Source organism: Enterococcus sp. DIV0236 (genome assembly GCF_050558525.1).
Taxonomy (GTDB): domain Bacteria; phylum Bacillota; class Bacilli; order Lactobacillales; family Enterococcaceae; genus Enterococcus; species Enterococcus faecalis.
In genome coordinates this window covers 2,684,148-2,699,424 of record NZ_CP187891.1, presented here as the reverse complement: position 1 = coordinate 2,699,424, position 15,277 = coordinate 2,684,148, and the positions used below count along the sequence as shown (strand labels likewise).

General features: G+C 41.3%; 6 protein-coding genes. 4 read left to right on the top strand and 2 right to left on the bottom strand.

Going from position 1 to position 15,277, the window contains the following annotated elements; genetic code table 11:
- Positions 1-234: 234 nt before the first annotated feature.
- The 4 genes from IGK27_RS12875 (at position 235) to IGK27_RS12860 (ending at position 12,912) form a co-directional block, all read left to right on the top strand.
- Entirely contained in the window at positions 235-597 is a 363-nt protein-coding gene (locus IGK27_RS12875) for an LPXTG cell wall anchor domain-containing protein (protein WP_002370158.1), read from the top strand.
- Complete coding sequence (locus IGK27_RS12870) at positions 584-4,543, top strand: WxL domain-containing protein (protein ID WP_104857206.1); 3,960 nt, start codon at positions 584-586, stop codon at positions 4,541-4,543. The genes IGK27_RS12875 and IGK27_RS12870 overlap by 14 nt, the downstream gene beginning before the upstream one ends.
- A 332-nt stretch (positions 4,544-4,875) precedes the next feature.
- Entirely contained in the window at positions 4,876-7,875 is a 3,000-nt protein-coding gene (locus tag IGK27_RS12865) for a WxL domain-containing protein (RefSeq protein WP_075320407.1), read from the top strand.
- Between the two features lie 348 nt (positions 7,876-8,223).
- The gene (locus tag IGK27_RS12860) at positions 8,224-12,912 is read left to right on the top strand and encodes a WxL domain-containing protein (RefSeq protein ID WP_267589426.1); all 4,689 of its coding nucleotides are present in this window, start codon (positions 8,224-8,226) and stop codon (positions 12,910-12,912) included.
- Between the two features lie 194 nt (positions 12,913-13,106).
- On the opposite strand, the gene IGK27_RS12855 is transcribed toward IGK27_RS12860, so the two are convergent.
- On the bottom strand, positions 13,107-13,250 hold the full coding sequence (locus IGK27_RS12855; protein WP_016619108.1) for a putative holin-like toxin: 144 nt from the start codon (positions 13,248-13,250) through the stop codon (positions 13,107-13,109).
- A gap of 331 nt (positions 13,251-13,581) precedes the next feature.
- Positions 13,582-15,198 (bottom strand): phosphatase PAP2/LCP family protein, encoded by a 1,617-nt coding sequence (locus IGK27_RS12850; RefSeq protein ID WP_002372620.1) that lies wholly within the window; start codon positions 15,196-15,198, stop codon positions 13,582-13,584.
- Positions 15,199-15,277 lie beyond the last annotated feature (79 nt).

Below are 15,277 nucleotides of genomic sequence, written 5' to 3'. Positions count from 1 at the left end.
GGGATTTTTGATAAAAATTGACTAAAATCGCCTTTTTTTAGTAACGATTATTAAATAACGGACGTTGTAAACCCTAGTATAACAAGAACTTTCAAAATTTTCGCAAGAGGTGCGAAAAAAACGTCAATTCCTAAGGGGGGGTTCTTTGTTATTATAGAGGTATGAAAAAAGGTTGTTACACATTCCTTGTATAAAAGATCAACGAATACAAGTGAATCTAAAGGAGGTTTTTAAATGAAAAAAAAGCGTTATTTAATGATTGTGTGTCTACTATCTTCTCCTAGTTTTTTTATAAATGTTGAAGCATCTGATGGTGGTTCTAGTTCGGTGGGGATTGAATTTTACCAAAATCCGAGAACACCCGCTCCTAAAGATGCCCCACCGAAAACAGATGCGCCAGCTGCTGATCCCAAGGAACCAGCTGGTCCTCCGCAAGGAGATCAACGAAGTGGTGGTTCGACACAGACCACCACAACTGGCTCGCAGCTCCCTCGTACAGGGAGCAAGAGTCAGGCAAATCTTAGCATTCTCGGCTTAGCCTTAATCGGCTTGGCGGGAATGGTACATAGAAAGAAGGGACGACATGAAGCAAACTAAGTGGCAACGATTAGCAACCATTGGCTTGTGTAGTTCTTTAGTGATTAACGCCTTTTCTGGCGCGACCGCAGTTGCGGAAACAATCACGATTGAAAGTAGTCCAACAGTGGCAAGTAGCGCTAAGGAAGCAACATCAGCAAGTAGTGCAACGCCAGCAAGTACGGAAAGCAGTCAAGAAACGACTGAAACGATTCGGGAAGAAGTAACACAGGAAACAGAGAAACCAGAAGTAGTGAAAGAAGAAACGCAAACAGAAGCGAAGAAACAAGAAGAGGAAACAGTAACTTCGGAAGTGGTTCAGCCGAATCCAGTGTTGACACCTACGCCAGTGAGTGGGATTGGGATTCGGGCGGGGAATTTGGCGGAAACGTATCAATATTTTTTAGAAATTCAGAAAAATTTTCAAATAAACGGCTCCCAAGCACAGGTAGTTACACCTAATATAGCAATAGGAGTAAATTTAACATCTTCTGAAGGAGCTACCGTTAATATTGATGATTTTGAATTAAGGTCTACAGTAAGAACACGTTCAGGTTTATGGGATCAAAGTTATGGAGGTTATAGAAACACTTATCATACTCCAGAAAATATATCGAGTACTAAGTTAACGAATAGTATCCAAATGAATATCCCCTCTAAAATTGTAAGGGCACAAGCAAATGCTACTTACACAAGAGTCAACTATTCTTTTTCCTTAGAGGATGTTTCTCTCTCCGTACCTAAATATATATCGAATGTCCTTGTGGGTGAGCCATTGGCAATAAAAGGAATACGTGTTGGCGCATTCGCTATACCTACAACGGCAACATTAGATCTTAAGAAAATAAATCAAGAAACTTATAAGCTTGAGACTAATACTAATACTGGTACTGCTGCTTATGTATTCTCTACTACAGTTGACCATTCATTGAATAGAAGTGGATTTGGAACTGTTTTAGCTGAAAAAGATTTAGAGCTATCTGTAGTTTTCAAAAAAGTCACCGAATCCTTCAAAGACACAGCAGGCGCAACCATTCCTGCTCCAACAGGATTCACCCAAGGCAAACAGACCAGTATTACCAGCAATAACTATACCTTCAAACAAGCTGGCACCTTGCCAGAGACTTACAAAGCAAGCAACGGCAAAACCTATAAGTTCAAAGGTTGGTACAAAGGCAAAACCAAGCCAAACACCTTGACCACCACCAAAGCACCAAGCTATGGGGTGACGTATGATGACAATGATGATTTGAATGTGGTGTATGAGGAAATGGTTCCACAAGATACGTGGATTTACCCAGGTTTCTATGCAGAATTTGTCGATGAAAATGGTCAAGCATTCAATGAACCATTAACGTTTTCTGGTAACTATACTCAATTTTTAAGAAAAGTGGATAACACGATAGATCCAACGGGAACACGTACACCAATTGTTGGGACCAAAGATACTTCAAAAAACAACAGGTATAAAATTGGGACACAGTCACGAGTTACCATGCCTGCAAATTTTTATACACAAGTCAGTGATATTTATAATCTTCGTGGCTATACAATTGATAATATAAGCATCACGAATACGTTGAATTATGTCGATAAGATTGAAGCAACAACTACAGAAATTCCTGTAGCAAGGTATCCTATTGGTTATGTGGGAGTCAATCCTGTTTTCAATAATGGGGAGCCTACTTTTTTAAATGCCGTAGATAAAGGTTTTAAAAAAGGAACAGATAATAAATTTACTATGAAAACAACTTTTGGTGCAGGTAGTTCCAATACAACCTACCCTCGACTATTAAGAGTGGCGGTCTCTGATAATCCTCCAGAAAAGCAAATGGTATTAATTGGCTTTGATGGGACTTCTACGTATAAACAAACAATGAACTATAAAGTCACACGGAAACAAGTCACCGAAAAGTTCGTAAATACTAGTGGCGTAGCTATTACACCGCCAACAGGGTTTACTCAAAATAAGAAAACACCAATGACCAGCAATGCTTTCGCCTTCAAACAAGCTGGTACCCTACCTGACACCTACACAACAGGTGGCAAAACCTATAAGTTCAAAGGTTGGTACAAAGGCAAAATCAAGCCAAACACCTTAACCACCACCAAAGCACCAAGCTATGCGGTGACCTATAACGATGATGACGATTTGAACGTTGTGTACGAAGAAGTAACAGAAACAGCTGTTTATCCAGGATTCTATGCGCAATTTGTTGATGAACAAGGCAAAGCTTTTACTAATCCGCTAACTTTTTCTGGAAATTATACTGAGTATCTCAGAAAAACAGGCACCACTGTTTTTGAAACAGCAGGCGCCTTTTATCCAATGATAGGTAAGCGCGATGCAACAGTGACAAATAAGTATAAGATTGAAACAACGAGTAGTGTTGCAGTGCCAAATAATTTTTGGACACCCATGCCCGCTGACATTGGTAATAGAGGGTACGCATTAAATAACTTAGATATTACCAATCAAATGAAGTATGTTGATAAGATAGAAGCTACTGACACGCGCACTACAATGTATGACTATGCTGGAATTGCAGACATTGGAGTCAATCTGAATAATACTTCTCAGACAGAATTAAACGCTATTGATAAAACATTTGTTAAACAGGCGAATAGTACCTTTTCGATGAACACAAAGTGGGGAGACGGAACATTTTCACAAATAGTTCCTAGGATGTTATTGTTGGGAGAAATTAGCAGAAGACCAAGATTATTCGGGTTTGATGGTACTCCAGACTACAAACATACAATGAACTACACAGTCACCCGTAAACAAGTCACCGAAAACTTCGTGGACACCAACGGCACTAAAATCACGCCGCCAACAGGTTTCACGCAAGGGAATCAAATTCCCATGACTAGCAACACTTTCAAGTACACAGCCGCAAAAGCCTTGCCAGCAACTTATACCGCAGGTGGCAAGACCTATACTTTCCAAGGCTGGTACAAAGGTAAAACCAAGCCTAATACTTTAACAACCAGCACTACGCCAACATACAATACAACTTTTGATGGCAATGACGACATGACGGCGATGTATAAGGAAGAAGTACCGAAAGCAAGTGTTGCTTTAACGCGCACTACCGCTGAAACCGTGACTAGCGGCGGCAATGTCACCTGGCGGGCCACAATTACCAATACAAGCCAAGCACCACTAACCACGGCGACCATCAAGAAATCAACCGCTTGGACAACTGGCTTAGCAGCACCAACCGCCATGATTGTCACGCCAGCTGGCGGAACCGCGAAAACAGTCCCCGTCACAGCGACTACGTGGACCAATGGTGTTAGCTTAGGGACTGACATTCCCGCAGGAAAATCTGCCACGGTTCAGTTCACTACGAAAGCAACGGGGACAGCGAGGCAAGTCTTGCGCGCTGGGATTACCACCAGTGGGAATTACAGTGGTGTTTCTGCTTCGGCCACCGTACGTGTGAAAGACAATGATCAAGCAATTGTGACACCAACGGCTGAAGGTTTCATCAGTGTTCCAACGTTCAATTTTGGTCAGGTTGGGGTAGCGGGAAGCACGCAACAGCATGGCCTGAAAAAAGCCGCTGATTATTATGGCAACGGCACACGCAATCCCTATCTGCGGATCAAGAAAACCCAACCGAATTGGAGCTTAACGGCGCAACTGTCGCAACCGAAATCAGCCACAGATAGCTTGCCAACAGCGACCCGCTTATTATTAGGGGCAGCTCCTGTTTCGAGTTTCTCAAATTACAACCAACCTACCGAGTTGAAAAATGCGGTCGGTACTACGAGTGCCATTAGCTTGAATGCCAACAACACGGCCACTAGGATTATTGCCAATCAACAATTCACTGGGAGTAATATCTATCAGTTGGACTTCACCTTCAACAATGTCAAACTTGAAGTGCCAGCCAACCAAGGGGTCAAAGGGCAACAATACCAAGCCGCAGTTACGTGGAACTTAGTGACAGGTCCTTAAAATAGTTAAGTTATCATGAGGAAAGCTCAAAATGTTAGTATCGAATACTAACATTTTGAGCTTTTGCTTATAAAGATTAAGGAATTTAGTTGAGAATCAGTAGCAAAATGGCAGAAATTCTTGATTTTTCGCGCATTTTTCTAGTGAAAAAGGACTCTTCCGCCTTGGTATAATAGGAATCGTCGGAAAAGTCACTTAGCTGTAGCAAAATTTGAAATTTCAAGGTCACCTTTTTTTTGATAGAATGGAGAAAATTAAAAGCTGTACATAAACCAATACATAAAGAAAGAGAATAGCATGAATCAAAATGGTACATAGAAAGAAGGGACGACATGAAGAGAATTAACTGGCAACGCTTAGCAACCATTGGCTTGTGTAGTTCTTTAGTGATTAACGCCTTTTCTGGCGTGACCGCAGTTGCGGAAACAGTCACGAGTGAAAGTAGTCCGACAGTAGCAAGTAGCACAACGCAAGAAAGTACGGAAAGCAGTCAAGAAACGACTGAAATGAGTCAGGAAGAAGTAACACAGGAAACAGCAAAACAAGCAGAAATACCAGAGGTGAAAACTGAAACAACAGAATCGGTACCAGAAAGTAGTAATGAAAATGACCGACAAACGAGCATTTCACCACGTTGGGTACCGAATAATCAAGTGATTTATCCGAGAATGATCTTTGGCTTTACTGATGAAACAGGAAAAGCTTTTGCTGATGAAAACTTAACGTTATCAGGGACGTATTATAAATTATCATATCAAACGGCAACTAGTCAGTGGCGTCCAGATGCGGATAGATATCCAATTGTTTCTTCTAATGCAGGTGGTGGTCAATATCGAGTATCTGTCAATGCAGCGGTTCCTATGCCGTACGATTTTATCACAAATTTACCAGCAGGTTACCTTCATAATACGTATGCAATTGAACAATTAAAGATTGATAACACGTTAAAGTATGTCGACAGTATTGTTGCCCCGCCTGGTAGTATAAACAGGACCAGATACAGTGAGCAACAAACATCTGAAGCAGCTCAATTTGGTAATTATATTACAAGTAGTTTGACTCAGAGGGATAGAACATTTTCTAAAAATAGTGCAAATATCTTTTCTCTAAATTCATTAGCTTTGGCTTCATCAACGGTTGACGTATTAACGATGCTGCGCACAGGTTCTATAGAACGTGGACCAATACTATATGGCTTTGATGGCACTACCACGTACCGAGAAACACTTAATTACGTAGTCACTCGGAAACAAGTCACCGAAAAGTTCGTAGATGCTAACGGCGTAGCCATTACACCGCCAACAGGTTTTACCCAAAACAAGAAAACACCAATGACCAGCAATGCTTTCACCTTCAAACAAGCTGGCACCTTGCCAGAGACTTACAAAGCAAGCAACGGCAAAACCTACAATTTCAAAGGCTGGTACAAAGGCAAAACCAAGCCAAATACTTTGACCACCACCAAAGCGCCAAGCTATGCGGTGACCTATGATGGGAATGACGATTTGAATGTTGTGTATGAAGAAGAGACAGTCACAACGTTCTATCCATCATTAGATGTAAATTTTGTAGACGAAAAAGGGGTTGGCTTCACGCCAGCGTTAACTTTTAGCGGCAAATATCGTGTGCAAAGAACGAGTGATAGGCTTTATACAGACTTGTACGATTTAACATCCAAAAGCAAAGGTAGCGGACAATACACACTGAGTCTTAACAATGGTACGATGCCATTATCACCAGAGCTATTGCTAGTTTATGGGAATGACAAACCAATTACTGGTGCGAACAGACTTAATTTTTCTTTAGATAAACTAGCGATCAATCAACAATTAAAATATGTCAATAGTATTGAATTAGATACAGTGAAAAGTGTTATGAAAATGTATGGCTATAACTATACCAGTGATAGCGCCACAATTATAGATCCTAATCAAGTGCCAGCAGAATATACCATGAGTGCTGCAACTCTCGCCTTATTAGGCTTTGATACAGATGGAGTATATTTTTCCAAGGAAAGTAGTGGAGTATTCAATACATTGATGGGTTATGCGAGTACCGGAGGTAAGCCTCTAATTACTATGAATCTTTTTAGTGGAAATCCAGTAAATGCATCCAAATTAGTCTACACAGTCACCCGTAAACAAGTCACCGAAAACTTCGTGGACACCAACGGCACTAAAATCACGCCACCAACAGGCTTCACGCAGGGGAACCAGATTCCCATGACGAGCAACACTTTCAAGTATACGAGCGCAAGAGCCTTACCAGCTAGTTATACAACAGGTGGTAAAACTTATATTTTCCAAGGCTGGTACAAAGGTAAAACCAAGCCCAATACTTTAACAACCAGCACTACGCCAACATACAATACAACTTTTGATGGCAATGACGACATGACGGCAGTCTACAAAGAAGCAAACATCAGCGCTAACTTAACGATGCGTGGTGCAGTCGATGTCATTGACAATGGCGCAGCCATGGAATATTGGGAAGTGCTCTTAAAAAATACTGGAGAAGCACCTTTAACTTCAGTTAAGATTAAACCAACCACTGACTGGGCGGCTGGAATTAGTACGCCCACGGAACTGTTTATTTTAGGTACTGGTCAAAATACGAAAGTTCGACCAATCACGAAAGAGCAGTGGGAAGCAGGTTTTGAGATTCCTTTAGACAGTAGTCTTCCTGTTGGCGGCCAACTAACGATTAATCTCCTAGGAACAAAAGTTACTGGACAACCAAACCAAGTGCTAAAAGCCGCTGTGGAAGTCACAGGGAATTTCAACAAACTGACTGCCTCAGATACGGTCCGGATTAAAGATTTAGATCAAGAAACAAAGGAACCGACTGGAGAAGGCTTCATCAGTGTTCCAACCTTCAATTTTGGTCAGGTTGGGGTAGCGGGAAGCACGCAACAGCACAGCTTGAAAAAAGCCGCTGATTACTATGGTAACGGCACACGCAATCCCTATCTGCGGATCAAGAAAACCCAACCGAATTGGAGCTTAACGGCACAGCTGTCACAACCAAAATCAGCGACAGACAGCTTGCCAACAGCGACCCGCTTGTTGCTAGGAACGGCCGCTGCTGCCAGCTTTACCGATTACAACCAACCAACAGAAACCAAGACGCCGCTTGGCAAGACTGGCACCGTGAATTTAACCGCCGACAATACCGCAACAGCGGTGGTCGCGAACCAACAGTTCACAGGTAGTGACGTTTATCAGTTGGACTTCACGTTTGCTAACATCAAACTAGAAGTGCCCGCCAATCAAGGCATGGTTGGCCAACAATACCAAGCCGCCGTTACGTGGAATTTGGTGACTGGTCCCTAACAACCTTCGGGATTATGTGGCGGACTCCTTTTATAAATAGTAAAAATATCATGAGAAAAGCTCAAAATGTTAGTGTTTGATACTAATATTTTGAGCTTTTGTTTATAAAAATTAAAGAATTTGGCTGAGAATCAGTAGCAAAATGGCAGATTCTCTTGATTATCAAGCACTTTTTCGGTGAAAAAGTGCTCTTCCGCCTTGGTATAATAGGAATCATTGGAAAAGTCATTTAGCTGTAGCAAAATTTAAAATTTCAAGGCCGCCTTTTTTTGATAGAATAATGGAGAAAATTAAAAGGTTTACATATAACAATTAACAATAAAACCAATACATAAAAAGGAGAATAGCATGAATCAAAAATGGCAAAAGTTACTTACAACCGCTTTGTGTTGTTCCTTATTGATAAGTTCACTCAATGGCATCTCAGTACTCGCCGAAACAATGGTTGTTGAAAATGAAACAACCACTGAAACGGGAGAAACAACGGCAAGTGAGGATACCGCTACAAGCGACTCATCGTTAAACGCTAGTCAAGAAAATGAAACAGCCAACACAGTTGCTTCATCAGAAACAACCACAGAACCAGAGACATCAGAATTACCTCAAAAAATGATAGAAGAGCCGCAACTACCATCGGCAGAGGACCAGACTGAAGCAACAGCCGATACAACGACAGCGGCTGTTGAAGCGACTCAGGAGGAGCCGACAAAGCGAGAAAATCGTGCAGTTAAAACGGCTGATATTCCTGAGAAAACCTATAAAATGGCCTTTATTGATGAAAATGGGTTGTTTATTGATCCTGCTAAAGTGACGTTCACAGCCGATGTCACGAAAGTAGAAAGAAAATCAGGTACTCAGACAAAGGTGGGAACCATTACAACTAGTAATCTAGGGAATTTCAAGATGTTGACGGTGCCGAAAGTTACACTTCCTGATGATGACGCCACAGAGGACTACGGTTTTTCGGGACTAACCAATCACAAAATTACGTTGCCAGGGCAATATTCTACCCCAAAGACAACGCCTAATAATTTTTATAAAGGACCAGACACGACAACCTTTCCTTTGGCTGTTTCCCGTCAAGTAACTATAGCTACTGGCAAGGATTTTAGTACATACACAACAGGGGAACGTTTTAATATGTTTACTACGGCAACGCCTAAGCAATTTAGTTTGCGAACATATTCTTGGGTCCCTGATCCTCAAAAAGTCCAATTTTCTGCTGCTTACAGTATGGCCACGACTGCAGGTGAAAATAATTATTTAATAACCGATGATACGGTTTATTATTATGTACCCAATAGACGAGTCAGTATTTATTATAATGACATGACATCGACAGTTTTGCCAACCTATCCGACAGGCTATAACGCAGCCCTTTCGAAAACGGTGGTTGAGTCAGACAATTTTCACTATAAAGCCCCAAAAGCATTTCCAAAAACCTATTCTTCTGGGAATCGCCACTTCCAGTTTAAAGGGTGGTATAAAGGATCCGCTCGACCAGATCCTAAAGCCGTTAAGTTGGAAACCACATTGACACCAGAATTTGATGTTACTTACGATGGTAAAGACAATGTGTATGTTTTTTATGAGGAATTAGAAGAAAAGACAACGACAATCCCGGAAATCACTTATAGTTTTGGGTTTGTAGATGAAAAAGGCGCATTAATAGCGCCAGCGAATTTCGGGATGCAGACTAATTTAACATCGATCATGAACGGAATAGCGAAACAAGTAGGAACAGCAACAGGTGTTAATAGTGGGAATCTGAAAAAATTAACTATTCCTAGTCAACAATTAACCTACACGAAAACGATAAATCCTGCCTTTTATGGTAGTACTAATTTTCGCTTAACAATCCCTAAACAATACAAGCCACCAACAGTAACATCTGGGCCTCATTATACAGGCTCCAGTACGGCTTATCCTGTTGCAACAAAAAGAATGCGTTTTGTGGACAGTACGATAGCTGACATACGGGTGGAGACAGATGGCAAATATTATAGTTTATATCCTACAACGACAGCCAATCAGTATCGACTGTACTACACTTATTGGACAGAGGATACGACCAAAACGAGATTTGATTCTATTTTGACTAGTACAAATACAGAAGTAAGTGTGCCAAATTACTATACAACCGATGATACGATGTATTATTTCTTAGAAAATCGGCGCATCACTGAAAATTTTGTAGATGAGAATGGTACGAAGATTACAGCACCGACAGGATTTACCCAGGGAAAGCAAACAGTCATTGACAGCGACACCTACCATTTTAAATTGGCGCAAGAATTACCTTATAGTTACTACGCGAATGACAAAGCCTATCGTTTTAAAGGCTGGTATAAAGGGAAAACGCAACCTCAAAATTTACAAACCACACGAGTGCCGGAATATGATGCCTCCTATGATGATAATGATGATTTAACAATTATATATGAAGAAATTAAATATGGCGGCAATACCGTGCAGTTTGGGTTTGTTGGAGAAAGTGGGCAATTACTCAATCCTGCTGACTTTAAAGTCACCACAGAGGTAGTTCAGATTATCGATGGCGTTAGCACGGTTTTAGATAATATTTCGGCAACGGATCAAACAGGAAACTTAAAAGCCATGACAATTCCACAAAAACAGTACACGTTAACGAATAGCTCGAACTTTTATGGTACAAGGAACTCGTTTATTGAGATTCCTAAATACTATAAGAACCTTTCGTTTCAAAAACCTTCTGGGTATCAAGGACAAGAGTATCCGTTAGCAGGACGAGTAGAAAGGACTTTTGCTGGTAATCCTTATACAGAAGGCGCAAATCCTGTATATTTCACAGTAACGAAGAGTCAGAACCAACGTTATAAACTCCGTGAAATATACTGGAATGATAATCCTGAAAACCTTTTCTCAAGTTTATATAAAACAACACTTATAAGAAATGATAATTCGTTAGCTGGCGTGGAAATGTTTCCTGAAAGCACGTTATATTACTATCTTGTTAATCGCCGTGTAACTGAAAATTTTGTGGATGCATCTGGAACGAAAATTACGCCGCCAACTGGGTTCACACAAGGGAAACAAACAATCATTGATAAGGATAATTTTACATTTACTCAGGCAGGTACGTTGCCTTTTATGTACAAAGTCAATAATCGGCCTTATGTCTTAAAAGGCTGGTATAAAGGCAAAGAAAAACCAGGCAAACTAAATGAAATCACCAGAACAAATCGAAATATTAGTTATCCAGTGACTTATGATGACCAAGATGATATCACTATAGTATATGATGAATTTAAGACGGAAGACAAAACGATTAATTTTGGTTTTATCAATGAGACGGGTGACTATGTAGCACCAAGTAATTTCAATATCCGCACAGATATGTCTCAGGTAGTGGGTGGTTTACAAAGCAAGTTGCAAACTATTACCGCGTTACCAACTGGTGATTTTCTACAGTTAAAGCTTCCAGCTGTCAATATTGTGGGAAGTTTTACGTCGGATGAAGAGCTTTATGGAACACGTAATAGCATCGTGACAATTCCTAAGTATTATAAAACGCCGACTATAACCCCATCGAGTAAATATAATGGTCCGAATTATTCTGGGGTTACGGGAATAATTGCGTATCATAATACGAAAAATAGTGCAGAATTTACTGAAAATCGTTTACAAGTGACACCAATTGCGGGGTCTCAAACGGATTACCGGTTTCCTGAAGTAGGGTGGCAAGGGGAAACCACTCGAACAACCTTCTCTTCTCTTTATAAAATGGATTATAATAGTACAGTGAGCGGGGTGACTGCTCACACAGAAATATACGCAACAGGGACAGTAAATTACTATTTAGAAAATCGGCGCATCACTGAAAATTTTGTAGATGAGAATGGTACGAAGATTACAGCACCGACAGGATTTACGCAAGGAAATCAGCTGGTAATGAACAGTGAAACGTATAAATATACCGCTGCAAAAGCGTTGCCGAAAACCTACCAAGTCGGAGAAAAAACCTATGTATTCAAAGGCTGGTACAAGGGGAAAGAAACAACAACACCTTTAAAAACAACAACACCAAGCTTTACTCCAACATTTGATGAGAATGACGACATGACCGCTGTGTATCAAGAAGCGGTCCCTACAGCAGAATTAACGGTAAAAGGTTCCGCTGACATAGTCGAAAATGGCACGACAATGGATCACTGGGAAGTGCTATTAAAAAATACGGGAGAAGCCCCGTTGACGACCATTAAAATCAAACCAACGGCGACATGGGCCGCTGGCATCAGCCCGCCCAATACTATTTTTGTGTTAGGTACAGGGCAGAATGCTAAGGCCTACCCAGTTACGAAAGAACAGTGGGCAGCAGGTTTTTCTCTGCCATTAAATACGCCCTTACCAGCAGGCGGACAGTTACAAATGAACTTATTAGGAACCGCCGTTACAGGAAATCATGGTCAAGTTTTAACCGCTGAAGTTGAAGTAACGGGCAACTTTGGCAGCTTAATCGCCAAAGATACGGTCCGTATTAAAGACCTAGACCAAGAAATAACTAATCCTGACGGTGACGGCTTCATTAGTACGCCAACATTTGATTTTGGCAAATTAGCGATTTCAGGAAGTAAGCAACAATATGGTTTGAAAAAAGCCGCTGATTACTACGACAACGGCACACGCAATCCCTATTTACGCCTGAATACTAGCCAAGACAACTGGAGCTTAACGGCGCAACTGTCGCAACCAAAATCAGCCACAGACAGCCTGCCGACAACGACCCGCTTGTTGCTAGGAACGGCCGCTGCTGCCAGCTTTACCGATTACAACCAATCAACAGAAACCAAGACACCGCTTGGCAAGACTGGCACCGTGAATTTAACCGCCGACAATACCGCAACAGCGGTGGTCGCGAACCAACAGTTCACAGGTAGTGACGTCTATCAGTTGGACTTCACGTTTGCTAACATCAAACTAGAAGTGCCCGCCAATCAAGGCATGTCTGGCCAACAATACCAAGCCGCCGTCACTTGGAATTTAGTGACTGGCCCATAAAAATAAAAATGCCCGAGCCTCTTATTTTTCTAAGGCTCGTGCATTTTTATTGATGGTCTTTTGAGGGTCGTTGTGCTATAATAGTAATGAAAAGAGAGGTATGCGCCAACATACCTCTCTAGTGTAGAGCCGTTTCAGACGGTAGCGATTTTTAGTGATTTATAAAAAATAACCGTGCTCGCTAAAGTTGACGGTTATTTTTTATTGTCTTCTTTAACAGCCTCTAGGATTCCGAAGATTAACGTTGCGATAAAAGAACCGAAACTAATCATCAGAGCTAAAGCTTCTGCGATAGACAAAAGGCCTCTCCTTTCATAGGTTTTAGTACTTACATTCATAAGCACCACCACCGAAAGGGAAAGTCTCTGCTCCTACGCTTCTCACTTCATTGCGATTCTCGTCGCAAAGCGCATGTTCTTGTGCGCTTGCCTCCACCATAACTTCTCTACACTTAGATTATACCATGTAGGGCTAAAAAATAATTAGTTTCCAATATGTTTTTTTAGGTAATTGTGCTATAATGGTAATGAAAAGAGAGCTATGCGCTAACATACCTCTCTGATGTAGAGCCGTTACTAACGGTGACAAAAATTAATATTTTTGAAATGACCGTCTAACTAGGCAAAGTAAGCAGCGTCCCTTTCATTAAAGGGCGCTGCTTTTTAGTCGTTATTGCGATTGTTCAGTGTCTTTTGTAGAGAGGTTCATTTGTTCTTTAATAGCATTTTCGACACGTTGGCGTTCACTCTCTTCCACAAGTTGATAAGAAATACCTTCAATCCCTGTCACACCATCGCCAGTGTAATCGTAGCCTTTTAATTGATCGGTTTCAATCGTTTTTAGTGCGGGGGTGTATTTTTTTAGCATCGCCATCATTTGGTCAAAGGACAAGTCGGTTTCGCCATGCTCGCCGATTACGTCCAGAATTTCTTGATATTTTAGCAAGCTGTTAAAAGAAAGTAGCTTGTTGGTTAATTCGATTAAAACTTCTCGTTGGCGGCGTTGACGACCATAGTCGCCTTCGGGGTCTTCGTAACGCATGCGCGCATATTGTAAAGCTTCCCAGCCCCCTAAATGCTGTTTGCCTTTCGGATAATGAATCCCTTCAGCGTCAAAAGCAAAGGCATTGTCAACAGTGACGCCGCCCACCGCATCGCCAAGGTCCTTCATAGCATCCATATCAATTGAAAAGTAATGATTGATTGGGATGTGCAAGACATTTTCAACCGTTTTAATTTGCATATCGGCACCACCGAAAACGTGGGCCGCATTGATTTTATTGTATTCGCCATTGGTGCCAGCCATTTCCACATAGTAGTCACGCGGGATGCTGGTGATGGTAGTTTTTTGTAATTGATTATTCACTGTAACCACCATTAAGGCGTTGGAGCGGTAATCGGTTTTGCGTTTTGAGTCATTCGCAATTCCCATAATTAAGAAACTAACCGGTTCTCCTTTGGCTAAATCGGGACTCTTCGTGGAAGATTTTCTTGGTTTATACATGGTGTTCGCCGTTTTTTGCAAATTACGATACATGCTGACGCCGTAAGCCGAAACAGAAAGTGTGCCTAAAAATAAAAGGGTTAAACTGAAGACCACGAATAAACTTTTTCTTTTACGAGAATGGCGGCGCCGGCGTTGCGTCGGTACTTCTGCTTCCTCTGGTTCAGGTGCCGGCAAATAACGTTGAACAATTTGAAATGAAAAGTTGATCCAGCTATAACTTAGAAGCATCCCAGCGATGACATCACTAGGATAATGAACGCGTAAGATTAAACGACCTAACACAATCAAAACTAAATAAGTGAGTAAGAAAATTTTGATGCCTTTGGTTTTTTCGACATGAAGATAGGCCAAAATGATCAAAATCGTACAGACTAGCGCCATTGCTAATAATGAATGTCCGCTGGGAAAGCTAGCAGAGCTCCGGTCGGCTAAAGCGCCTAGGTTTGGTCGAGCCCGACCCACCACATGTTTAAAAACGCTCCCTAAGAAGCCGACAGCTAATAGGTTACTGACAGCCCAAAAGGCTAGGATTTTTTCTTTTTTGCGTAAAAGGTATACCATCAATAATAAGAAGAATAGCAGCATTGGTCCAATTGTGGCTGTTTTTGCTAACAGATTGACCGCTGTTAAAAGTGGGGCATTTAATTGCCATTTGATGTGATAGATAGCTTCGTCCATTTGTTGAAACCAATTTGGACTAGCCGCCACTAACAAAGTGAGGAAAGTAAAACCAAGCGTTGTTAGGGCATAAAGTGGAAATTTTTTATTCGATGTTTGCATGAGAATCCCTTTCTTTTTCCCTTGAAAGAGTAGACTAAGCCAGCATCGATCGTAAATAAGCGCTTGCGACTAAACAGGA